Genomic DNA, 22,669 nt, shown 5'->3' with positions numbered 1-22,669 from the left:
ATGAGTAGACAATTGGTATTGATTAGTCACGGAAAATTTTGTGAGGAATTGAAAAAAAGTACAGAAATGATCATGGGGCCTCAAGAGGATATCTACACGTTACCTTTATTACCAGAAGATGGCACTGAAACATACAAACAAAAGTTTCTCACTGTCACAGATTCGTTAAATGATTTTGTGGTACTATGCGATCTTTTAGGCGGTACACCTGCAAATATCATTTCTAAACTAATAATGGAAGGACAACAGATTACTCTTTATGCTGGGATGAATCTTCCGATGGTCATTGAATTTATCAACTCACAAATGATTGGTTCAGAGCCCGAGTTTGTTCGTGCAGGATGTGAAAGCATTGTCTCTGTCAACGAATTAATTAATGGAATAGCAGAAGAGGAAGAGTAACAAAAAAGATGAGGGCTTAGCTCTCATCTTTTTTGTCCTATGTTTTTATTTCCGCTTCTGCTGCTTTCCTGCGTTGCGGCCTTTGTTGTTTGTACTGTTTTTGGGTTGCTTGATTTGTTTGGTTGCTTGTTTGCTGTCAGCTGGTTTAGCTGATTCTGTCACATCTTTTCTTGGAGTGACGACTTGTTTTGGCGGGTTTTGTTTCAACTCTTCTGCCACTTGTGCTTTCAATCGTGGTTTCATCATAACGTTTGTGATGAATGTTTGCAGACAGCTGAACACACCACCGACTACCCAGTAAAGTGTAACACCGGCTGGCGCACTGATCGACATGAAGACGATCATAGCAGGAGAGACGATCAGCATCGTACGCATCGTCTTTTTCTGTTCTTCAGGAATACCGATCGTTGAGATATATCCTTGAAGCAGATAAGCGACCCCTGCAATGGCAACAAGTACCATACTTGGTGAGCCTAGATCGATGCCGTAGAAAGATGATTCCCGAATACCTTCTGTGTAACGTGCCGTAAAGTACAAGGCAGAGAAGATCGGCATTTGGATCAATAGAGGCAGACAGCCGATTCCGCCGGTCATACTCAGTCCGTTTTCGCGGTATACTTGCTGCATTTCTGCTTGTGCTGCCATTTGTTCTTCACGTGTTGTTGCAGCTTTCAATTTTTGTTGGGCTGCTTCAACTTGTGGTTTTAACGCTTGCATTTTTTCAGATTGGATCATTGTTTTTTTCGATTGACTAATACCTAGTGGCAAGATGATGATACGGACGATCACAGTCATTGCAATAACTGCCCAGCCATAAGACCAATTGAAATTCTCAACTAGATATGTAATCGCTTGGCCCATAGGATGGACGAGTACTCGATAAACGATTCCCGAAGTGTCAGGGTTTCCGTTTGAATCCATCCGCACACAGCCAGATAAAAAGAGCAGGATACTGACAAGTCCGGATCCCAATAACCAGTTTTTCCATTTATTCATAGAATACTTCCTCTTCTATAATTTTTACACAAACTTAACTATACTAAAAAAGCGCATGGAATTCAATCAACTTCATAGAAAATTCATATAAATATTCGTTCTTTTACGTAGCGAAAAATTTTGAAAAAAAGACAAAAAATCAAGAAAGAAATACTAGGAAAAAGTAGAATGATTCCAAGTGTTTCTTTCTTATTCTAATAAACTAAAAACTTTTTTTATTCTGCCCGAAAAGCGGAGACAAATGAACTCACTGCAAGTGATAGATCAGCTTTTTCACTGCTGTCCTTAATACTCGAGGCAAAGCGCCTCAAAAACAACCTTATCGACGGTGTTCAAAAGTCAGTTTCTCGGTATTAAGTCAAATTTTATGCAAAAATGTGGAAAGCCATTTTCACAAAATTCTCCTTACTACTCAAAACTAAGCGACTTTTTCACAACCTTATGGACGGTGTTTTATCAGCTGCCTCTCGGTATTAAGTCATTACATTTCAAAATATGAGAAGCTATTTTGAAAATGTTTCTCCTTAATACTCGAGGCAAAGCGCCTCAAAAACAACCTTATCGACGGTGTTCAAAAGCTTGCATCTACGGCATTAAGTCCAGCCTGTTGAAAAATATGGAGAGCTATTTTTCACAACCTGTCCTTAATGCTTGATGCAGACCAGCTTTTTCACAACCTTATCCCACCACATCAAATTTCTTTCGTTCCTCAATCATCGGGTCTTCTTGGACATCCACATACTGCACTCGTCCACTTGGGCTCGGAGATTTCTTGACTTCTTCAATAAATTTCTGGACGATGTCGTCATTGCCGATTGCTTCGATCGTGACTGAGCCGTCGTCTTCGTTTTTTACCGTTCCGGTCACGCCTAACTGATCAGCAACCATCTTGGTCATGTAGCGAAATCCTACGCCTTGGACGCGTCCTTGGACGTTCATTTTAACTTTGCGCATGTTCGTCACCTTTCTTTCCTATTTTATAAATTAATGATACCGATTTTTTTAGGATGAAACAAGCTCAAGCACCTATTCCATGATATAATCATGGGGAGGTGAGGAATGTGAAAGAGATCCAATCAGCAAAAAATCCAAGAATCAAAGAATTAAAAAAACTACATAAAAAGAAATATCGGGAAGAAAAGGAAGAATATCTTTTGGAAGGGTTCCATCTGATTGAAGAGGCTGCGTCGTCTGATGCAGAAATAAAAGAACTTTTTGTGACACAGCGAGGCAGGAAAGAATGGGGAGACTGGCTGGCCGCAAACAAAGAGATTTCTACTTTTCTAGTTTCGGATGAGGTCATGGATGCTGTATCGGATCTACCTACACCACAAGGAATCTTAGCAGTGATGGCGTTAACGGCTGAAGGCGCGCCAGATTTTTCAGGAGGTTGGCTGTTATTAGATAATGTACAAGATCCTGGAAATGTAGGGACGATGATCCGTACGGCAGATGCATTTGATATGGCTGGTGTTTTATTAGGTAAAGGAACGGCAGATATTTATAGTACAAAGGTGCTGCGGAGCATGCAGGGAAGCAATTATCATTTGCCTGTGTTGCAAAAAGATTTGACAGAAGTGATCCCTTTAATGAAAGACAAAGGGTTCACAGTGTATGGCACAGAATTAAATGAAGAAGCACACGCATTAGACAAAGTAGAAAAATCAGATAACTTCGCAATAATCATGGGAAATGAAGGTCAGGGGGTAAGTCAGGAAATCTTGTCTCTGACTGACCAGAACGTATATATCCCGATGAAAGGAAATGCGGAATCGTTGAATGTTGGGGTTGCGGCAGGAATTGTTCTTTATCATTTTTCTTTATGATTAAGGAACTATTAAGCTTTGGCTATTTTATCCAAGGCGACTAGAATAATCCGAACACTGGTGGTATACTTAGATCAATTTCAGAAGAAAATGAAATTCAAAAAGGTGGCAGATCGATAATTATGACAGAAAAATGGCGTGAAGACGAAGAATATATGTCTTATGTAGAAGATCTTTTAGAAACAGAAGCAGTGAAAAAATTAGCAAATTACACACAGCATGTTCATTCCACTCGTTTGGAGCATTCCATCAGTGTTTCTTACTATAGTTATCTGCTCGCAAAAAAATGGGGTGGCAATGCTAAAGCAACAGCACGTGCTGGACTTTTGCATGATCTGTTCTACTATGATTGGCGTACGACGAAATTCGATGAAGGTACACATGCGTATATCCATCCAAGAATTGCTGTAAAGAATGCAGAAAAGATCACCGAATTGTCGGATCTTGAGCGAGATATCATTTTGAAGCACATGTGGGGCGCAACGATTGCACCGCCTAAGTACAAAGAAGGATATATCGTAACATTCGTAGACAAATACTGCGCAGTCAAAGAAGCCGCTCAGCCTATGTCAGCAAGTATGCGTAAGAGATGGCAACGTTACTTTGGAAAAGAATCCTCGATTTAAAAAGTTAAACCAATAATAATAGACTATATTCCGAGAAAATCTAGCCGATTTTCTCGGTTTTTTCTGTTTGCAGTTGACTATCTGGTCAAGATACGGTTTACTTTTATTTATCGAATGAATCATGTACATAGAAGAATGAACATTAAAGGGGGTGATGATAAGATGCAAAACGTATCTTATTTAAAAGAGTCCGGGATCTTCAGGTAACACATACTTTGCAGAAGATCACTTTTTTCTACAAAGTATGCACTTTGGTTAGAAGAAAGGACTTTAAAATCATGGAACAAACAATGAAACCATATCAATATTTTTTTATAAAAAGAGAAGTTGATCAGTTATTAAATGCGTACTCATCTGTCAATGACCCAAAAACGGTACAAACGGTTCAGGCTCTAGCAGCTGAAAAGATTCGCGATGTATTAGGTTACGAACCACCAGAAATCGATACGTTTTTAACGACAGTTTTAGATGTAAAACTGACAAAAACGCAAGCAGAACGAGCATTGGAGGAGCTGAAGCAAATCGTCCAGCCGTTTATGCAGCCGAGCAAACCACAAATCGATAAATTATTCCGAAAAGTGAAAAAACTCAAACAACCAGCTTGGAATGAAATCGACTTGCAAGCACATACGTACATCGGTTGGAATGATCCAGGGACGCAAAAAAAATTCATGGTCTATTACGAAGATGGAAAATTAAAAGGGATCAGCGGTACTTTATCACCAACGATTAATAAGGGAATCTGTGCAATCTGTCAGAAAACATCGAATGTCTCGCTCTTTCTTTCTACAACGAAAGCCGGTTCTGATGGCACGTATACGAAAAAGGGGAATTATATTTGTCATGATAGTGATCAATGTAATCAACAGTTAACGAAATTGGCTCCTTTCTATGAATTTGCTGAGCGTGTAAAGAAAGAACGATAATTTTATTGTTTTTTACAGAAAAATATGCTATCTTTTAATGGAAGTGAATAGGTGATGGTGTTCGCCTTTAAATGCTAACGAAAGATAGCTAATGACGCCTACTAAAGTCTGGGGACAGCCCCTTTCTTTAGTAGGCGTTTTTTTATTTGAGGAGGAATTTTTTATGGAAAAACAATTACCGAGTCCAGTGCGTATTTTGATGTACATGCTGAAGTGGTTGGTGATTACAGCGATTCTGGGAGTATTCATGGGGAGTTTGTCTGCTTTTTTCTTAAATAGCTTGACATTTGTGACAGATATCCGACTAGCACATCCTTGGCTACTTTATCTATTGCCAATCAGCGGCGCGCTTTTTGCTTATCTTTATGCGTATCATGGCGGCCTTTCTAGTCGTGGGAATAACTTAGTGATCGATCAAGGGAATGGAGGAGAAGAAAAGATCCCTTTGCGGCTCATTCCATTGACCTTGTTTGGAACCATCACTACCCATTTATTTGGGGGATCTGTTGGTCGTGAAGGAACAGCAGTCCAAATGGGGGGAGCGTTAGCAGATAATACAGCACGTTTGTTCCGATTGGATAAATCAGAACGGGAGATTTTGATTATCAGCGGGATCAGTGCCGGTTTCAGTTCTGTATTTGGCACACCTTTAGCCGGAACATTGTTTGGATTAGAAGTGTTGGCAATCGGGAAAGTCCGAACAGAAGCAATCTTCCCTAGCTTCTTTGCTGCACTTTTTGCAAATTTCATGACGGAAAGCTATGATGTTTCTCATCTACATTACCAAATGGGTATGATTCCTGAATGGAATATGTTGCTGTTCTTCAAAGTTTTTGTTGCTGGGATTGCTTTTGGTGGGATTGGTTGGGTATTCAGCCGTTCGATCGTCTTTTTAAAAGCACGGTATGCGCAATGGATTCCTCATCCTGTTTGGCGAAATACGATAGGTGGAGCAGTAGTTGTAGCCGCAGCGTTGATTTTGCAAACACAACGTTACCTTGGGTTGAGTCTTCCGTTACTGCAGGAATCATTTAATGGACAGGCACATGCTTATGATTTTATTGGGAAATTATTCTTCACAGTCTTGTCTTTAGGTGCGGGGTACCAAGGGGGAGAAGTGACACCACTGTTTGAGATTGGTGCAACGCTTGGCGCAGCGCTAGCCCCTTTGCTCCATGTTTCTGTTCCTTTTCTTGCTGGATTGGGTTTTATCGGGGTATTTTCTGGTGCGACAAATACACCGATTGCCTGTTTTGTGATGGGAATCGAATTATTTGGTTCACAAGCTGCTGTTTACTTCTTTATGATCTGCTTGATCAGCTTTATGTGTTCAGGAAACAGCGGTATTTATTCTGCACAGCAAGTAGCCGTCAAAAAAGGAATATTATTCTTGCCAATCGTCAAGAGAATAAAAGAAAAAAACAAGGTGTGACATATATTTGTCACACCTTGTTTTTTAGAAAAGTAAAGTGATCAGTGATAAGAATGCGGAACCTGCGAAAAGCAATCCGCAAATGATCATATGTCTTTTTTTGTTCATCATCAAGATGGCGATGTATTCTCTTAAAAACGCGTTAGGCAAGTAATAGAAAGCTGTTTTTGCCCCAATACCATTTGCCTTCAGTTTCGCTTGTCGTGCATAGAGACCAGCTCTGAAAATGTGGTAATTGTTGGAACTGAAGATCGCGCGATAGGGACCTTTCATTTGCTGATCCATGATTTCCTTTGAATAGCGCATATTCTCCAAAGTGGTTGTCGAATTGGTTTCGACAAGAATATCTCTTTCAGGAATTCCTTGTTCCATGGCATATTGTTTCATCGCAATTGCTTCTGGTACTTTTTCATCTGCTCCCTGTCCACCCGACATTAATAAGATAGGCGGATTTAATGTCGCACGGCTTTGTGCCCAATAAAAAGCAATCGCCTTATTGATTCGCTTGGCAAGAAGAGGAGAAACTGTTTCTCCATTGATCAACCCAGCGCCTAACACAACGATGAAGTCTTGATTGTATCGAGGGCGGTTGAACTGATACAAGAATGAGACAGTCAAAAAGTTGTAGAATACGATAAATAGATAGATCAAGATCAATGGAATGCAGAAAAACAAAGCATTTATCCATTGCGGCAAATATTTTAACAAGAAAAAGTCAAAAACAAGAAACAATGTAAGAAAAATGGCTAGTATCAACGTTAAAAGATTAGCTAATGAATGCGACTCTCTACGTAAAACTGTGACACCGTTCCAAAAAAGAAAAACGATCAATCCATAAATGCCGAATAGAAAGACAAGCAGTAACGGGATCGTGATCAAGGCAATCAGTCCGCCAAGAAAAATATTTTGTGTTTCGTATAGCAAGACAAACAAGTAGATACCAAAACTAATGAGGAAAACATTGAATAAAAGACCATTCAGCAGCCTTCGCTTTTCTGAAAAATAGGAAAAGGCAAAGATACTGAAAAACACTAAGGGAATCAAAAAATAAAAGGTCGAATAAAAAATTTCCAACACGACAAAATAAGTCAAGATTACCGCAAATGTCCACGTACTGCTGTAAAAGAACAAGGAAGGATCCTTTTTCTGTTTTCGCCAATAAACGATGGAGAATACCCCAATAAGATAGAGAACCAAAAAAATCAGATCTCTGGTTAGATTCATAAATTCAACTCCTTTTTCTTATACAGTATAACGAAAATAGATGAAAAAAGCTGTTATTTAAACTAGAAAAAGCAAAAAAACATCTTCCATACGGAAAGATGTTTTTTCTTTTTGTTCAATTAAAACAAGTTGCCGAAAAATTCTGCGACACGTCGCCAGCCAATAACGAAAATATTTGCTTTTTCTACGGTTTTATCCGTGATGATTTCTGTGGATGGCGCGTTGTTGTCTTCTAGATAACCTAATTTATCCTCTGCCAAGGTGATCGTTGCGGTACCGATTTTTGTCCCTTTATCCATAGGTGCTTGGATCTCATTGTCAGTGACTTGCTTTTTGTCAAGAGTTGGAGTGATTGTTAATTTTCCAGTATCCATATCGTTTCGTACCCATACTTTTACAGGACTTTTAAGCACAACGGGCACTGTTGATTCTTTTCCGTCTTTTACATCAATGGTTTTTAGACTAGGGATACTTGCATTGGCTTTTCCAAGCTCTTTTTCTGACCAATTGTCGTAGCAATAGTCCATCAAGCGGGCTGTTTCATTGAAACGGGCACTTGGGTTTTCCGCATGGCCGTCTGCATTCAATACGACAGTGATGATCCGTTGATCGTTTTTAGTGATCGTACCGACGAAACAGGCACCTGCAAGCTCAGTCGTACCAGTTTTTAATCCGTCCACGCCTTCTTTATAATTCACGAATCCTGGGAGCATCCAGTTCCAGTTGACCATTTCCACTGGTGATTGCGTGTTTTCGCCAAACATTTGTGTCGTAGTGCTAGATACGTCCAGTATTTCTGGAAAATCCAAGATCAAATGACGGGCCACGATGGCCACATCTTGAGCAGACATTTGATTTTCGTCGTTTTCTCCAGTACCTTCTGGTCGGTTTTCGCCAAGATAAGAGTTATTCAGTCCTGATGCATTAACGATCGTTGCATCTTTGATTCCCCAATCTTTCAATTGTTCTTTCATTCGTTCAGTGAATTTTGCTTCGCTGCCAGCAATTTTTTCTGCCAAGGCAACCATTGAAGCGTTGGCTGACTGGATGATTGCAGAGTCGAATAATTCTTTAACAGTGTAGGTATTTTCTTTATGCAAAGGAACATTTGATAAATCTGGGGTGACACTTAAATTTTCTGCATAATCTGAAATCGAAACTTTATCATCCCATGATAGTTTCCCTTCTTTTACTTGATCAAGGACGATGTAAAGACCGATGATTTTTGTGATTGAAGCGATCCCCATGGTTTTTTCTCCATCTTGATCATAAAGAATCTTACCGCTTTGCGCATCTACAGCAAAGGCTGCTTTTGCATTTACTTTGAAAGTATCTTCAGCTTGCACAGCAACAGCTGGTAGAAAAGAAGCAAGGCAAAGAATGAGACTAGCCAATAATAGGACTAGACGTGTTTTTTTTATGGACATATCCGATCTCCTTGTATTTAATTTGTTTCGCTACAAATTAAAATTTTATCAGAGAGGGAAGAGAGTTTCAATGTTTCTGAAAAAAACTTTAGGATAAGAACGCGCGTTATGAAAAGGTTAGCGGTCATTTTTCCGTACTTTTACAGGGACAGGCTGTTTTTCCGCCTCTAATAAGCGGGAAGCGCTGAAAGCAAATAAGCTGATGATACTTAATAAACTAAAAATCATAATCAAATGCATAAGGTCCACCTCTTTTGGTCTTTTTCTTAGTCTAGCAGCCTTTCATGAAGAATAGTTGAAGACTGTGCCTAAATAATTGAGGAAATTATGAAGATAACTTAAAAAAATTGCAAAATACCCAACTAAAGAAACCGTTTTATTTTTTTAGATACGTTTTATTGTATGGAAAAATAGTGTTGTGGTAGACTTTAGATAGACACAAAGGAATGATTTTTTTAGGAGGGGTACGTTTATGGCAAAAAAGGATAAAGAACTATTGTCACAATTGACTTCAGAAGGCGCTAAAGGACCGTTCGTCACGATCATGCTGAATACGCATGTCGCACATCAAGATGTGGAAAAAGATCAAATCAAATTCAAAAATTTTGCAAAAGAAGCAAAGAAACGTTTTGAAAAAAAATATTCCGAGCATGACTGGTCCCCGTTCCAAGAAAAAATTGAAAATTTGTTAGGAGATCCTTCGTTTTGGCGTAGTGCAACTACGAGTGTAGCGGTCATTATAACTGCTGATCAAACCTATATCCATCGTTTGAGTATCCCGGTAGACGATCAATATTATGTAAGTGATCTTCCTTATTTACTGGCCATTATCAAAAATGGACAGTTCAACTATTCCTATTATCTGTTGGGATTGAACCGCGACTCCATGAAATTGTATGAAGTCAGCAACAAACAAGTAAAAGAAGTGTCTCTACCAGAAGGGGCACCGGTCGATGTCGTTACTGCATTGGGATCTGAACTGACAGGTGGCGGTTTGAACTTCTCTTCTAATGGAGGGGGCGGTGCCCGAGATGGCGTGACTTTCCATGGCGTGAATCCAAAAGATGAAGAAGTAGAAATCGATTGGGTCAACTATTACCAAGCAGTTGATACGTACTTGAAGGATTCTTTCGAAAATCCTGAACAATGGCCGATTTATTTATTCGCTCTACCAGAAAATCAGACGATGTTCAAAAAAATCGCCAAAAATCCTTACTATTGTGCAGACGTTGCGATTTCTGCTTCTCCAGCACAACTATCCTTTAGAGATATCGAAGAAGGAGCGAAGAAGCTGTCAAGTGAACTAGCAGCTCAAGAATCAAAAGAGTACAATAAACTTTTAGATAAGAAATTCATCGATCAGTTAGTTGATATCGTTCCAGCTGCGAAAGAAGGAAAAGTATCCCATTTGTTTATCGCTACGTCAAACTTAGCTGATGGTTTCGGAGAAGATCCTGAAACAGAATATGATCGGCGTCAAGTGCTGAATGCTTTGGCAGACGATGTGATCATTAATGGTGGGAAAGTGTTTATTTTGGATCAAAAAGATGCGCCAGATGAAAAGAGTCTGACAGCGATTCTTCGTTATTAAAAGAGGTTGTGAAATCAGTGTTTTGACCTGAGTATTAGAGAGGAAAAGCTGTTCTGCATCAAGAAATAAGAAGAGATTTACGAAAATTATTTCTCAAATTTTTGTGAAATTTCGGCTTATTTCCGAAGAAGTTACTTCTGGAACATCGTTTATCAAGAGGTCGTGACATCGTCACGACCTCTTTTTTGACGATTATGATACAAAAAACACCATTTATGAATGAAATGCAAATAACGGTCGTTCTTGAGATATGATTTTAATTGGGAAAAACTTATCGATAAGGAGGTCTTTATGAAAAAAAGACTGTTATGGTGTTTGCTGTCTCTATCCCTAAGTTTAACAAGTCAACCAGTTTTTGCAGAAGAAACACAGCGTTCTCTAAGCACAGGCGCACGTATGTACAAAAATATTTATGCGCAGACATCAGCGTTTGATTCTGCGTTCCCTGAAACAGAAGAACGGGCTTTGCAGCCAAGATTTGGTTATTTTTGGTATTGTCCGTCATGTGATTACGAAAGCTGCTGGCATTTTTTCCATTCAACAGCTGCAGCTTTTGCTGTTACCCATGCTCAGAAATATGATGGGCATCATCCTGTCATTTATGAGGTATAGGTATGAACAAAAAAGAAAAATTAATCTCGTTGATCGTATTGGTTTGCCTTGTTCTTCTGGTCACTGTCATAGGCTATCAGAAATACCATGAGAACATCAGACCTACTAAAGAGTCTTCCCCATCCTCAACCGTTGAAACAGAAACAATAAATAGTCAGACAGAATAATTTTTTTAGTTTAAAGAGGTGCAAAGGATCGAAAGAGGGGTATCTGAACAATAGAACGTTTGTCATTAAGAAAGTTCGGTTTTTCACTTGATGTAATCGCTGAGAAAACATTTTTTTATAAAAAAATATCGAAAAACTCTAGCGTTTTTGTAAACGGTATGATATACTGTAGAAGTAGTTTTTGTTCGGTAATCTGTGGTAGCTTGTTTCAAATAAACATCTTCCAGATATACACCATTCAAGTAATTGCAAAATATGTGTTGAAACACAAGGAGGATTTTTATTATGGAAACAGGTACAGTAAAATGGTTTAACTCAGAAAAAGGATTTGGATTCATCACTGCAGAAAACGGAAACGATGTATTCGTTCATTTCTCAGCTATCCAAGGCGACGGATTCAAAACTTTAGAAGAAGGCCAAACAGTAACTTTCGACGTTGAAGAAGGTCAACGCGGACCTCAAGCAACAAACGTTACTAAAGCTTAATTTACCTATACTAAAAATAAAAGTCCAGACATTTACGTGTCTGGGCTTTTTTGTCTTTTTTTCCTTAAAAAGCGATGAGAGTATTTTTCTGCACTTTGTAGTATAATTTCAAAAGAACATTAGAGGCAGGAGAAGAGGAAGTTATTTTGAAACCAAGAACTTATGCAGTCGTTGATATCGAGACGACTGGGACGAATCCAAAAGAAGATCGGATCATCCAATTTGGCTGCGTCATGATTGAAGCTGGTCGGATCACTTCACGTTTTTCGATCGATATTCATCCAGGGCGGAAGATTTCAAAACAAATCCAGCATTTAACAGGGATCACGAATCAACGCGTCCAAAAAGCGCCTTATTTTGAAGATGTCGCCCAAACGATTTACAATCTTTTGGCAGACACCATATTTGTCGCGCATAATATTTATTTTGATTATAATTTTTTGAACCATGAACTCATGCGATGCGGACTTCCTAGTTTGAAGATACCGGGCATCGATACCGTAGAACTTGCACAAATTTTCTTGCCGACGGAACCAAGTTTTCGCTTAGCTGATTTGTCAGAAAGCCTTGGCTTTATTCATGAGAATCCTCATCAGGCGGATAGTGATGCCGAAGTGACAGGTCAGCTTCTTTTACTGATCGAAGAACGAATGAGGAAATTGCCGATCATCACATTAGAGCAGATTGCACGATTAAGTAGCCATACAGGAATGGATACGAGTCGTTTCATTTACCACGTGCTTGAAGAAATGAAAGAAAACCCGGAGCCCCTTGATCTCTCATTAGAAATCATCGATGGGCTAGCTTTGCAGAAAAAAGAAGTGGAGCTATTCACATCCGTCCATTATGGCGAGCGGACATATCCAAGAAAAAAACAAGCAAAAGAAAAAATGTTTGGTAAAACACTGATGTATCGAAAAGAACAGAACAGGCTGATGAATGCTGTCTACGACCATTTCACAAAAGATGAATCAAAAGATTTGATGATCGAAGCAGCTACAGGAATGGGCAAAACGATTGGTTATCTGTTGCCTTTGAGTTATTTGGCTACACCTGAAAAACCAGCTGTCATCAGCACCGTTTCGCTTGTTTTGCAGCAGCAGATCATGGAAAAAGACATTCCATTACTGAATCAATTGCTAGATCAGCCGATACAACCTGTGATTATCAAAAGCTATCGCCACTATATTGATTTACAGCGTTTTAAAGGTACACTTGTGGAACCGCCGGGACAAAAACAATATGCTTTGTACCAAATGGCTGTCTTAGTTTGGCTAACACAAACGAAGACCGGTGATTTGGATGAATTACATTTAACCAATCTGAACCATGCATTCTTTGCAGATGTCGCGCACAGAGGCACTGGGTTTTTAGCAAGGAATCAGTCGTTTTACAAACAAGACTTTGTGCGTTTCTTGCAAAAGAAAATCAAACAAAGCAATTTTTTGATAGTCAACCATGCATTTTTAGTACAAGAAACACAGCGAAAAGAACCATTGCTTCCAGCTAGTCCTTATTTGTTGATTGATGAAGTGCATCATTTGCCGGAAATTGCTGAAAAAGTAAATGACAAACGACTAAGTATTAACTACTTCCATAAACAAATCCAACAACTGGAAGAGCCGAATCAGTTATTTGACCGCATACAAAGTTATTTGCCGAAGGAACATGAAGCCTTGCGCTGGTTGTCGATTTATCGAGAAGAACTCTCTGCACTATGCGAAGCGCAGATTTGTGTGGCAGAGGGATTAATGAACTTAGTAAGCAGCAAGCAGCCTAACGGACAATATCCAGAAGAAGTCATGATGACAAAAGAAATGTTGGATCAGCTGCCACTGGAATCTGGAACAGCAATGGATCATCTGCAACTTTTTTATCAAGAGATCCAACAACTACAATCACAGATGCGCTTGACTTTTGAGATTATCCAAGAAAGTTGGACCAACCAGATGCGGATCGATTTAGCAAGTTTATATAGCTTATTTGATCAATTAGACAAGCAATACTTGCTGATGGACCAATGGCTAGAAGACTGGCGAGATCATTTGATCCATTGGTTCGTTCCCGGGAATACAGCACAGCAGATGATTTTTCATCTCCATGATTTTCAAGCAGCTATGTTGCCGTCAACTGTGTGGTATCCTCGATATGACCATATTCTTTATATTGGAGGAACACTGAAGATCGGACCTAATCGACAGTATCTCTCTAAACGACTTGGCATTGAAGCAGCACCTCTTAAAGTGATTGCTTCTCCTTATGATTACGAGAAACAGGCAAGAATCTATGTGCCGAAAGAAGCACCTGCAGTCCATCAAGTCAGCAATCAAGCATATATCGATTATTTAGAAGTAGCACTCACAGGATTGATTGAACAAGAAGATCGGCCGATCCTTGTTTTATTCACTTCTCATGATGTTTTACAAAAGATATATCAGAAAATGCATTTGTCTATGCTAGAAAAAGGACGTGAAATTCTTGCTCAAGGATTTGGCGGAAGTCGGGAAAAACTTTTGAAACGCTTCATTTTGTCAGAAAAAAGCGTCTTATTTGGTGCTGACAGCTTTTGGGAAGGTGTAGATTTACCTGGAGATGCTTTGCAGATTGTTGTAGTCACACGTTTACCCTTCGACAACCCGTTACGTCCGATGGTCAAAGCTAGGAATGCTTATCTGGAATCAGAGAGGATCAATCCTTTTTATCAGGAATCCGTGCCTAAAGCAGCTTTGAAGTTACGCCAAGCATTAGGTCGTTTGATAAGGACGGAGACAGATCGTGGCGTATTACTTATTTTGGATCGGAGATTAGTCACTGCAAAATATGGTGCACGAATCATCCATGCATTACCGAAAAAAGTACCGATAAAAGAGCTAGCTATGGATGAAATCTATCAGGATATCCATGAATTCTTAAAGAAAAATGAAGAAGGAAGTTAAAGGTGCCGTCTTTTTTCATCATTAAAATCTGCTATAATGAAAAGGAATGAAGATAAAGGAGCGACGACCCTTGAAGAAAAAACAGACAAAGGAAAAAACGATTAATCGCGTATTGCTTGGCTTGATCGTATTTTTATTAGCGGTCATCGTGATCAGCTCGATTTTTTACTTGCGTTCCAGTCGTCCGGCGGTCCAGGCGAAAAAAGAAGCAGTAGAAATCGCAAAGAAATATGCAAATCTCGAGGAAGCCGATCATTTTTACTGGTTTACTCGAAAGAAAACGTACTTTTCATTGACGGGTACGAATGATAAAGGAAAAGAAATCGCCGTTATCATTCCTAAATCTGGTGAAAAAGTAAAAGTATTGGATCAAACGAAGGGATTGACTGAAAACGAAGCGAAACAAACAATTGCTGCAGCTCATCCTGAAATCCAAATCGAAAAAGCAGCTTTAGGAATGTACGATGATCAGCCTGTATGGGAAGTAGTAGGAAAAGAAACAAATGGAAAATTGAATTATTACCTGATTGGTTTTGAATCAGGAGATGAAGTCAAGACAATCAAGGGAATTTAATAGGTAAAGGAATGAATGGGATGGAGTTATCAAAAAGAACGAAACGATTAGAACCATCTGTTACTTTGGCAGCTGCGGCAAAAGCCAAGGCGTTAAAAGCAAAAGGAAGAGATGTGCTGAGTTTGACTGTGGGAGAACCGGATTTTGCGACACCAGAAAACATCCAAGAAGCAGCAATCGAAGCAATCCGCAACGGAAAAGCTAGCTATTATACACCAACAGCAGGAATCCCAGAACTTCGGCAGGCGATCGTTGATTATCTGAAGAAAAATGATGGACTTGTCTATGAATCTTCACAAACGGTCGTAACAGATGGCGCGAAATTTGCTTTGTATACACTTTTTCAAACAATCCTGGACCCGCAAGATGAAGTCATCATTCCTGTGCCTTATTGGGTCAGTTACGGCGAGCAAGTGAAACTGGCAGAAGGCCTGCCTGTCTTTGTGAAAGGGAAAGAATCTAATAACTGGAAAGTTACTGTTGAACAGTTAGAACAAGCACGTTCAGGAAAAACAAAAGCCGTGATCATCAATTCGCCATCGAATCCGACTGGAATGATTTATAGCAAGAATGAACTGAAGGCAATTGGTGAATGGGCAGTAAAAAATGATATTTTGATAGTTGCTGATGATATTTATGGTCGTTTAGTTTATAATGGCAATGAGTTTACTCCAATTGCAACGATTTCAGAAGCAATCAAAAATCAGACCATCATCATCAATGGCGTGTCTAAGACCTATGCGATGACAGGCTGGCGCATCGGTTATGCGGTTGGGAATCCTGAAATTATTAATGGGATGATCGCTGTTGCTTCCCAATCAACTAGCAATCCGACAGCAGTCAGTCAATATGCAGCTGTTGAAGCATTGAAAGGCGAGCAAGATACAGTGGAAGAAATGCGGAATGCCTTTGAAGAACGCCTGAATACGTTATATCCGCTTGTGGCAGAACTGCCAGGTGTTTCTCTTGAAAAGCCGCAAGGAGCTTTTTATCTTTTTCCTAATGTAAAAGAAACGCTACGCATGTGTAAGTATGAGAATGTCACAAAATGGGTAGAAGATCTTTTAGAAGAAACAGGGGTAGCACTTGTGACTGGCGAAGGCTTTGGGGCACCAGAAAATGTCCGCATGAGTTATGCGACTGATCGTGCTACGTTAGAAGAAGCGGTACGCAGAATCAAGCAATTTATTGAGAGTAAAAGTCAAAATTAATCCTGAAGAAATTCAAGGAATATAAAAGGAGAGTCATACGTGGAACAAATTCAAATCATCGATTCGAAAAACCATGTGGGAGAAACAGTAACAATCGGCGCTTGGGTCGCAAATAAACGATCAAGCGGAAAAATCGCATTTTTACAATTAAGGGACGGAACAGCCTTTTTCCAAGGGGTGGTTGTAAAAAGCGAAGTGCCAGAAGAGGTTTTCCAAACAGCTAAAAATCTGCACCAAGAAACATCTGTGCTAGTAACTGGAGAAATCCGTGAAGACAGCCGTTCAAAATTCGGTTATGAAATCGGGATTACAAATGTGGAAGTAGTAAGCGAGAGCCACGATTATCCGATCACACCAAAAGAACACGGAACAGATTTCTTGATGGATCATCGTCATTTATGGCTACGTTCTTCAAGACAACATGCGATCATGCAAATCAGAAATGAAATCATTCGTGCAACGTATGAATTCTTTAATCAACATCATTTTGTCAAAATCGATCCGCCAATCTTGACTGGTTCAGCACCAGAAGGCACTACGGATTTATTTGAAACAAACTACTTTGATCAAAAAGCCTATTTATCTCAAAGTGGCCAATTATATATGGAAGCTGCTGCTATGGCTTTCGGAAAAGTCTTTTCATTCGGTCCGACTTTCCGTGCTGAAAAATCAAAGACACGCCGTCACTTGATTGAATTCTGGATGATCGAACCAGAAATGGCCTTCACTCACCAAGAAGAAAGTTTAGAAGTACAGGAGCAATATGTAGCCTTCTTAGTACAAAATGTTTTAGATCATTGCGAATACGCATTGGATGTACTAGGACGAGACAAAGAAGTCTTAAAAACTTATACAAAATTGCCATTCCCTCGTATTACTTACGATGATGCAATCGAATTACTGAAGAAAAATGGATTTGATGACATCGAATGGGGCGAAGATTTTGGTTCACCTCATGAAACGTTCATTGCAAATTCATTCGAACAACCTGTCTTTATTCTAAACTATCCAAAAGCCATCAAGCCATTCTACATGAAACCACATCCAACAAGAGAAGACGTGGTGATCTGTGCAGATATGATCGCACCAGAAGGCTACGGTGAAATCATTGGCGGAAGCGAACGGGCAACGGACTATGATTTCTTGTTAGAACAAATCCGTAATCACGGTTTGGATGAAAAAGAATATTCATGGTACCTTGATTTACGTAAATACGGTTCTGTTCCGCACTCTGGCTTTGGTCTAGGTCTTGAACGAACAGTCACTTGGATTGCTGGTATCGACCATGTGCGTGAAGCTATTCCATTCCCACGTTTGTTGAACCGAATTTATCCATAAGAAGTGATGAAAAAGCTGTTTAGTTTCGAGTATTAAGAAAAATTTTGTGAAAATGGCTTTCCACATTTTTGCATAAATTTGGCTTAATACCGAGAAACTGGCTTTTGAACACCGTTTAAGGAAGAGGTTGTGAAATCAGTGCCTTGACCTGAGTATTAGAGAAACAAAACGGAAAAATAGCTTCTCATATTTTACCGTTTTTTGAGCTAATATCGAGGGTCAGCTGATTGAACACCGTTTATTCTAAAAAAGAACTGCGAACTCTCGCAGTTCTTTTTTTAAAATATGGCATAAAGGAAGTTTCCAGCAGACAAGAGAAGAGAGCAAAAGAAATTGCTATTTTCTTCACAAGGTTCTATAATGAAATCGCAATCAATCAAACATATACAAAGAAGGCGATTCAAATGGAAATTCGATTTGATGATGCTTCTGCTGCTGAAATAAAGCAGCATCTAGCACCTGGAAACAAACTAATATTAACATTCGAAGATGGAGTAGGTCCGTATTCTCAGCATGCAATGATCCACATGCAAGTTCAATTCACCCTTGGAATCATCGGATCAGATATGTCGACAGAAAGTTATGACCAATCTATCCCAAGCAATCTAGGAGAGATATTAGTAAAGGGATATTCGTTGGCAGACTTAGATGAGCATATGAATATACGTTTTGATGCTTCTCATCATATTTTGAGTTTGACGGGCGACAGTGGGCTGATTGACGGAAACTTAGGTCTGATCGATTTCACTGAATCAAACAACGAAGGAATCAAGAAAAATCCGGCACGTTAAGAAAAAAGCATAAAAAACTAGGCACTTGCTGAGTATTCATCCAATCGTTTGAGGAAACTAGGCGGGTGTCTTTTTTTATACATCTATTTTCTCTTTCGTCTTGGTAGAGCTTATGGGATAATATAAAGAAGAAAATCGTCGTTTTATTCAAAAAGGAGTTTTTGACAAATGAAAACACGCGTGTTATTTATTGGTGACAGCATTACAGACGCAGGAAGAGACCGTTCAGAAGCAACGGATCTAGGTAAAGGGTATCCGCTTTTGATTGCCGGGAAACTAATCTCACAATATCCAACGATGGAATTTGAATGTATAAACCGTGGGATAGGAGGAGACAAAATTGCAGATCTGCAAGCACGCTGGCAAGAAGATTGTTTAGCTCTGCAACCTGATTATGTATCGATTTTGATTGGAATCAATGATACGTGGCATAATACTGGAGATCAAGCTATATTCGGCACTGAGAAATCTGTGCAGCAATTTGAATCCGTTTATCGAGAGTTACTAAATGAACTTCAAGCAGCTGGAATCTGCAATATCGTATTAATGGAGCCTTTTGTACTTCCTGTGACAAATGATCGTTATGGGTGGCGCAAAGACTTAGACCCTAAGATCCAAATCGTTCGTAAACTCGCAAAAGAATATGGCACATTGCTGATTCCTTTAGATGGAATATTCAATGCTTTAGGAATCGCTTATGGTTTTTCGAAATATACAAAAGAAGATGGCGTGCATCCAACGATTGGCGGACACGAGATTATTGCACAAAGTTGGATAGATGCGATTTCCGCAGTTGATTTTTTTAGTGGAAATAAAAATGAACGAAAGAAAAGGGAGAAATGATGGAAATACGAAGGGCAGTAAAAGAAGATCTCCCTCAAATCAATCAGCTGATTACTGATCATCCAGAATCATTCGTAAAAGTAAAAACGGCAGCTGAACTACATGATAGGAATAAACTATTGATCGTTGCTGTAACAAAAGAAAACCGGATCATCGGTTTTGCGCAAGCAGATGAACAGCAATCAGAAGAACGGGTGGATCAGCGACCAGCAGGAAAACTAATCCAACACACATTAGTAACAAAAGAAAAAACGGAAGAAATCCAAAAAAGATTTGCGGAATACTTGATGCTGGAAGCTAAAAAACGAAAAATCAAATCGTTTTTTGTCCAGTTCTAATTAAAAACAGTAATAAAAGGAGAAATACAATGAGTTGTTTAGGAAATGTCATCTGGTTCATATTTGGCGGACTAATTGGGGGTCTTAGCTGGTTAGCAGCAGGGGTACTTTGGTGTATCACGATCATTGGTATCCCTATCGGTATGCAGTGTTTTAAAATCGCCTCCCTTTCTTTTGCGCCTTTTGGCAAAGAAGTAATTTACCACCAGTCCGGCATGTCATTGATTGTCAACATCATCTGGCTGATCGTTTCAGGTCTCCCAATTGCTCTTGGACATGTCGTCAGCGGCATCCTTCTATGTATCACGATTATAGGGATACCATTTGCAAAGCAATCTTTCAAACTTGCTCGATTGGCGTTGATGCCATTTGGTGCAGAGATTATATAAGTCAGGATGTTCTAAAAGAGTGTCCTAAACATGTTATATGAACGAGAGAACTGGATGAAACACAACTATCACGTGTTTGATCTGGTTCTTTTTATGTTTTGAAAACTCATTTTTTCTTTCGGATACCTTGACATATGAATAACCATTCATTTATAATCAGTTATGAAGAGATATTCATATGTTAAAGCGAGGAGGTCATTAAAATGAAAAGTTACAGATTAGAAGGTTTAGACTGTGCGAACTGTGCGATGAAAATCGAAAAAGGAGTCCAGCAAATCGATGGAGTCAAGGAAGCAACGGTAAATTTCACTTCTGGAAAACTAACGATTGACGTAGAGGAAGACCGATTAGCTACGGTTGAACAGGAAACAAAAAAAGTAGTGAAAGAATTAGAACCAGATGTCAAGGTAACAGAAATAGACAAGGAAAAAGTATCTGAACATGGAAATGAAAAAGAGAGAAACACGCTGATCCGGATTTTATTTTCACTTGCAGGTATCGCTGTCTTGCTATTATTTGATTTTAATGAACCAATTCGTTTGATAGGGTATTTATTGATTTATCTGCTGATAGGATATGATGTAGTGAAAAAAGCGGTGATGAATATCGTCAAAGGACAAATCTTTGATGAAAATTTCCTCATGTCTGTTGCTACAATCGGCGCTATGTTGATCGGTGAATATCCAGAAGCCGTAGCAGTGATGCTATTTTATCAAATCGGCGAATATTTCCAAGGATTGGCAGTCAATCATTCAAGAAAATCGATTCGTGAATTGATGGCTATCCGTCCAGAAACAGCGCACATACAGACAGCAGAAGGATTGATGACCGTGAATCCTGAAGACGTGCGGATTGGTCAGTATGTACTTGTTAAGCCTGGTGAACGTGTACCGTTAGATGGAACGATCATCGAAGGAGAATCATTAGTCGATACATCCGCACTTACAGGTGAATCCGTTCCTAAATCTGTATATGTTGGCGAAACAGTATTAAGTGGATTTATCAATAAAAATAAACCATTTTTAGTTCAAGTAGAAAAATCCTATGAAAATTCTACCATCAGTAAATTATTAGAATTAGTAGAAAATGCCAGCAGCAAAAAAGCACCAGCTGAAAATTTCATTACCAAATTCGCGCGATATTATACACCAGTCGTTGTAGGGTTGGCCGTCTTATTGGCTGTTTTACCTCCAATAGTTTCTGGAGCGGCGTTTTCTGAATGGATCTATCGGGCGTTGACATTTTTAGTGATCTCATGTCCATGTGCATTAGTGATTTCCGTACCACTTAGTTTCTTTGGTGGGATCGGCGGAGCAAGTAAAATTGGTGTATTAATAAAAGGCTCAAATTATTTGGAATTGCTTGCACAAACTGAGACAGTGGTATTCGATAAAACTGGCACATTAACGAAAGGCGACTTTTCGATCCAGACGATCGATCCAACAGGAATTGATCCAAAGAAATTTATGCAATATGTTGCAAGTGCAGAACAGTTTTCTACACATCCGATTGCGCAATCCGTTTTAGAAGGCTACGAAGGTCCGCTTTTACCGGCAACAAATATCCAAGAATTTGCAGGTGAAGGGATCTTAGCTGAAGTTGACAGCAAACAAATAATAGTAGGTAATCACAAATTGATGGAAAGGTTTGAGATCTCTTTTCCTTCAAGTCAAGAAATCGGTACATTGCTTTATATAGCAATCGACCAAAGTTATAGTGGTTATCTTGTCATTGCGGATACCTTGAAAGAAGATGCCGTAGACGCATTGGTTCAACTAAAACAGGCTGGTGTCAAGCACACAGTCATGTTGACAGGTGATTCGAAAAAAATCGCTGATCATATCGGGAAGCAAGTTGGCGTGGACAAGATATACAGTGAACTACTCCCAGAAGATAAAGTACAGCGGTTAGAGGAAATCTTACAAAGAAGCAATAAAAAGACCGCCTTTGTCGGAGATGGAATCAACGATGCACCAGTGCTAGCAAGAGCAGATGTAGGGATTGCAATGGGTGGGTTAGGAAGCGATGCTGCAATTGAAGCAGCAGATGTAGTCATCATGAACGATCAACCATCGAAGATTGCAGATGCGATCCAGTTAGCAAAGAAAACATTGAAGATCGTCAAGCAGAACATTGTTTTTGCTATTGGGATAAAAATATTGGTACTTGCCTTAGGTGCTTTTGGTTTTGCAACAATGGGAGATGCAGTATTTGCAGATGTCGGGGTAACAGTCCTAGCTGTTTTGAATGCCATGCGAAGCTTACATGTAAAAAATAAATATTGACCAGTAGAGAGGACGAATGAACGTCCTCTTTTTTTATACCTTTTTCTTAATAAAAGAATACAAAGAAAATGGCTAAGATTATAAAATAACTGATGTTTTTAATTTTGCAGAAAATTCAAAATTGCTTTAAATACAATAAAATCAATGAAATCAAAGAAAACAACTCCTTTTTTTGATGGAAAAAATATGAAAAAATGATGTGTATTAAATAAAAGAATACACACATAAAATAACGCTGTCTTGTAAGTT

General features: G+C 39.2%; 23 protein-coding genes and 1 riboswitch. Of the genes, 18 read left to right on the top strand and 5 right to left on the bottom strand.

All coding sequences use genetic code 11. The annotated features are described in order from the left end of the window. Positions 1–402 carry a PTS sugar transporter subunit IIA gene (locus RWU19_RS12235; RefSeq protein WP_002311321.1) on the top strand — a complete coding sequence of 134 codons (402 nt, stop codon included), beginning with the start codon at positions 1–3 and terminating at the stop codon, positions 400–402. Positions 403–447: 45 nt separating this feature from the next. Here RWU19_RS12235 and yidC read toward each other — a convergent pair whose 3' ends face one another. Both yidC and RWU19_RS12225 read right to left on the bottom strand, forming a co-directional pair. Then, a complete protein-coding gene (yidC, locus tag RWU19_RS12230; RefSeq protein ID WP_002291748.1) occupies positions 448–1,398 on the bottom strand; it encodes a membrane protein insertase YidC in 951 nt (316 codons plus the stop codon). A 678-nt stretch (positions 1,399–2,076) separates the two neighbouring features. Next, complete coding sequence (locus RWU19_RS12225) at positions 2,077–2,352, bottom strand: acylphosphatase (protein WP_123837698.1); 276 nt, start codon at positions 2,350–2,352, stop codon at positions 2,077–2,079. Between the two features lie 107 nt (positions 2,353–2,459). Between RWU19_RS12225 and RWU19_RS12220 the strand changes: the two genes are divergently transcribed. From RWU19_RS12220 to RWU19_RS12205, 4 genes are all read left to right on the top strand, one after another. After that, positions 2,460–3,224 (top strand): TrmH family RNA methyltransferase, encoded by a 765-nt coding sequence (locus RWU19_RS12220; protein WP_098041488.1) that lies wholly within the window; start codon positions 2,460–2,462, stop codon positions 3,222–3,224. Between the two features lie 122 nt (positions 3,225–3,346). Further along, on the top strand, positions 3,347–3,850 hold the full coding sequence (locus RWU19_RS12215) for an HD domain-containing protein (protein WP_002291751.1): 504 nt from the start codon (positions 3,347–3,349) through the stop codon (positions 3,848–3,850). 278 nt (positions 3,851–4,128) lie between these two features. Further along, a complete protein-coding gene (locus RWU19_RS12210) occupies positions 4,129–4,776 on the top strand; it encodes a FusB/FusC family EF-G-binding protein (protein WP_002313538.1) in 648 nt (215 codons plus the stop codon). Positions 4,777–4,817: 41 nt separating this feature from the next. Next, a riboswitch (Fluoride riboswitch) is annotated at positions 4,818–4,884 on the top strand. A gap of 55 nt (positions 4,885–4,939) precedes the next feature. After that, positions 4,940–6,208, top strand: coding sequence for a voltage-gated chloride channel family protein (locus RWU19_RS12205; RefSeq protein WP_123837699.1), 1,269 nt, complete (start codon positions 4,940–4,942; stop codon positions 6,206–6,208). Between the two features lie 24 nt (positions 6,209–6,232). Here the strand turns inward: RWU19_RS12205 and RWU19_RS12200 are convergent, their stop codons facing one another. The 3 genes from RWU19_RS12200 to RWU19_RS12190 form a co-directional block, all read right to left on the bottom strand. Then, entirely contained in the window at positions 6,233–7,432 is a 1,200-nt protein-coding gene (locus RWU19_RS12200; RefSeq protein ID WP_002291754.1) for a YdcF family protein, read from the bottom strand. 119 nt (positions 7,433–7,551) lie between these two features. Then, positions 7,552–8,859, bottom strand: coding sequence for a serine hydrolase (locus RWU19_RS12195; RefSeq protein WP_087063990.1), 1,308 nt, complete (start codon positions 8,857–8,859; stop codon positions 7,552–7,554). Positions 8,860–8,976: 117 nt separating this feature from the next. Beyond that, entirely contained in the window at positions 8,977–9,099 is a 123-nt protein-coding gene (locus RWU19_RS12190; RefSeq protein WP_260241626.1) for a hypothetical protein, read from the bottom strand. Between the two features lie 232 nt (positions 9,100–9,331). Here RWU19_RS12190 and RWU19_RS12185 point away from each other — a divergent pair, with 232 nt between their 5' ends. The 13 genes from RWU19_RS12185 to RWU19_RS12125 all read left to right on the top strand — a co-directional run bounded on the left by RWU19_RS12185 (position 9,332) and on the right by RWU19_RS12125 (position 22,420). Next, the gene (locus RWU19_RS12185) at positions 9,332–10,450 is read left to right on the top strand and encodes a hypothetical protein (RefSeq protein WP_002294874.1); all 1,119 of its coding nucleotides are present in this window, start codon (positions 9,332–9,334) and stop codon (positions 10,448–10,450) included. A gap of 291 nt (positions 10,451–10,741) precedes the next feature. Then, on the top strand, positions 10,742–11,062 hold the full coding sequence (locus tag RWU19_RS12180; RefSeq protein ID WP_002291761.1) for a hypothetical protein: 321 nt from the start codon (positions 10,742–10,744) through the stop codon (positions 11,060–11,062). A 2-nt stretch (positions 11,063–11,064) separates the two neighbouring features. After that, on the top strand, positions 11,065–11,229 hold the full coding sequence (locus RWU19_RS12175) for a hypothetical protein (protein ID WP_002291763.1): 165 nt from the start codon (positions 11,065–11,067) through the stop codon (positions 11,227–11,229). A 285-nt stretch (positions 11,230–11,514) separates the two neighbouring features. Beyond that, positions 11,515–11,715: a cold-shock protein gene (locus tag RWU19_RS12170; protein WP_002294871.1), complete on the top strand. Its 201-nt coding sequence runs from the start codon at positions 11,515–11,517 to the stop codon at positions 11,713–11,715. A gap of 146 nt (positions 11,716–11,861) precedes the next feature. Then, positions 11,862–14,651 carry a helicase C-terminal domain-containing protein gene (locus RWU19_RS12165; RefSeq protein ID WP_316002580.1) on the top strand — a complete coding sequence of 930 codons (2,790 nt, stop codon included), beginning with the start codon at positions 11,862–11,864 and terminating at the stop codon, positions 14,649–14,651. A 46-nt stretch (positions 14,652–14,697) separates the two neighbouring features. Further along, on the top strand, positions 14,698–15,225 hold the full coding sequence (locus RWU19_RS12160) for a DUF5590 domain-containing protein (protein ID WP_002348809.1): 528 nt from the start codon (positions 14,698–14,700) through the stop codon (positions 15,223–15,225). Positions 15,226–15,245: 20 nt separating this feature from the next. Then, on the top strand, positions 15,246–16,436 hold the full coding sequence (locus RWU19_RS12155) for a pyridoxal phosphate-dependent aminotransferase (protein ID WP_123837701.1): 1,191 nt from the start codon (positions 15,246–15,248) through the stop codon (positions 16,434–16,436). Positions 16,437–16,475: 39 nt separating this feature from the next. Next, positions 16,476–17,774 (top strand): asparagine--tRNA ligase, encoded by a 1,299-nt coding sequence (gene asnS / locus RWU19_RS12150; RefSeq protein WP_002291771.1) that lies wholly within the window; start codon positions 16,476–16,478, stop codon positions 17,772–17,774. Between the two features lie 404 nt (positions 17,775–18,178). Next, positions 18,179–18,565 (top strand): iron-sulfur cluster biosynthesis family protein, encoded by a 387-nt coding sequence (locus RWU19_RS12145; protein ID WP_123837702.1) that lies wholly within the window; start codon positions 18,179–18,181, stop codon positions 18,563–18,565. Positions 18,566–18,733: 168 nt separating this feature from the next. Continuing rightward, positions 18,734–19,408, top strand: coding sequence for an SGNH/GDSL hydrolase family protein (locus tag RWU19_RS12140; RefSeq protein ID WP_123837703.1), 675 nt, complete (start codon positions 18,734–18,736; stop codon positions 19,406–19,408). Continuing rightward, a complete protein-coding gene (locus RWU19_RS12135) occupies positions 19,405–19,746 on the top strand; it encodes a hypothetical protein (protein WP_002316395.1) in 342 nt (113 codons plus the stop codon). The genes RWU19_RS12140 and RWU19_RS12135 overlap by 4 nt, the downstream gene beginning before the upstream one ends. A 29-nt stretch (positions 19,747–19,775) precedes the next feature. Beyond that, complete coding sequence (locus RWU19_RS12130; protein ID WP_002291778.1) at positions 19,776–20,135, top strand: YccF domain-containing protein; 360 nt, start codon at positions 19,776–19,778, stop codon at positions 20,133–20,135. 203 nt (positions 20,136–20,338) lie between these two features. Next, a complete protein-coding gene (locus tag RWU19_RS12125; protein ID WP_123837704.1) occupies positions 20,339–22,420 on the top strand; it encodes a heavy metal translocating P-type ATPase in 2,082 nt (693 codons plus the stop codon). The last annotated feature ends 249 nt before the right edge of the window (positions 22,421–22,669 follow it).

This window comes from Enterococcus sp. 2STP, from assembly GCF_032465635.1.
In the GTDB taxonomy this organism is placed as follows: domain Bacteria; phylum Bacillota; class Bacilli; order Lactobacillales; family Enterococcaceae; genus Enterococcus_B; species Enterococcus_B lactis.
Note: the sequence above shows the minus strand (reverse complement) of the source record. Positions and strands in the feature narration are given on the sequence as shown.

What these genes read in the sequence shown, in the direction of transcription:
- RWU19_RS12140 (WP_123837703.1), top strand. Translation starts at nt 18,734, where the DNA reads ATGAAAACACGCGTGTTATTTATTGGTGACAGCATTACAGACGCAGGA.
- RWU19_RS12215 (WP_002291751.1), top strand. Translation starts at nt 3,347, where the DNA reads ATGACAGAAAAATGGCGTGAAGACGAAGAATATATGTCTTATGTAGAA.
- RWU19_RS12200 (WP_002291754.1), bottom strand. Translation starts at nt 7,432, where the DNA reads ATGAATCTAACCAGAGATCTGATTTTTTTGGTTCTCTATCTTATTGGG.
- RWU19_RS12160 (WP_002348809.1), top strand. Translation starts at nt 14,698, where the DNA reads ATGAAGATAAAGGAGCGACGACCCTTGAAGAAAAAACAGACAAAGGAA.
- RWU19_RS12205 (WP_123837699.1), top strand. Translation starts at nt 4,940, where the DNA reads ATGGAAAAACAATTACCGAGTCCAGTGCGTATTTTGATGTACATGCTG.
- RWU19_RS12190 (WP_260241626.1), bottom strand. Translation starts at nt 9,099, where the DNA reads ATGCATTTGATTATGATTTTTAGTTTATTAAGTATCATCAGCTTATTT.
- RWU19_RS12185 (WP_002294874.1), top strand. Translation starts at nt 9,332, where the DNA reads ATGGCAAAAAAGGATAAAGAACTATTGTCACAATTGACTTCAGAAGGC.
- RWU19_RS12170 (WP_002294871.1), top strand. Translation starts at nt 11,515, where the DNA reads ATGGAAACAGGTACAGTAAAATGGTTTAACTCAGAAAAAGGATTTGGA.
- RWU19_RS12155 (WP_123837701.1), top strand. Translation starts at nt 15,246, where the DNA reads ATGGAGTTATCAAAAAGAACGAAACGATTAGAACCATCTGTTACTTTG.
- RWU19_RS12135 (WP_002316395.1), top strand. Translation starts at nt 19,405, where the DNA reads ATGATGGAAATACGAAGGGCAGTAAAAGAAGATCTCCCTCAAATCAAT.
- RWU19_RS12125 (WP_123837704.1), top strand. Translation starts at nt 20,339, where the DNA reads ATGAAAAGTTACAGATTAGAAGGTTTAGACTGTGCGAACTGTGCGATG.
- RWU19_RS12235 (WP_002311321.1), top strand. Translation starts at nt 1, where the DNA reads ATGAGTAGACAATTGGTATTGATTAGTCACGGAAAATTTTGTGAGGAA.
- RWU19_RS12180 (WP_002291761.1), top strand. Translation starts at nt 10,742, where the DNA reads ATGAAAAAAAGACTGTTATGGTGTTTGCTGTCTCTATCCCTAAGTTTA.
- yidC (WP_002291748.1), bottom strand. Translation starts at nt 1,398, where the DNA reads ATGAATAAATGGAAAAACTGGTTATTGGGATCCGGACTTGTCAGTATC.
- RWU19_RS12225 (WP_123837698.1), bottom strand. Translation starts at nt 2,352, where the DNA reads ATGCGCAAAGTTAAAATGAACGTCCAAGGACGCGTCCAAGGCGTAGGA.
- RWU19_RS12130 (WP_002291778.1), top strand. Translation starts at nt 19,776, where the DNA reads ATGAGTTGTTTAGGAAATGTCATCTGGTTCATATTTGGCGGACTAATT.
- RWU19_RS12210 (WP_002313538.1), top strand. Translation starts at nt 4,129, where the DNA reads ATGGAACAAACAATGAAACCATATCAATATTTTTTTATAAAAAGAGAA.
- RWU19_RS12175 (WP_002291763.1), top strand. Translation starts at nt 11,065, where the DNA reads ATGAACAAAAAAGAAAAATTAATCTCGTTGATCGTATTGGTTTGCCTT.
- RWU19_RS12195 (WP_087063990.1), bottom strand. Translation starts at nt 8,859, where the DNA reads ATGTCCATAAAAAAAACACGTCTAGTCCTATTATTGGCTAGTCTCATT.
- RWU19_RS12145 (WP_123837702.1), top strand. Translation starts at nt 18,179, where the DNA reads ATGGAAATTCGATTTGATGATGCTTCTGCTGCTGAAATAAAGCAGCAT.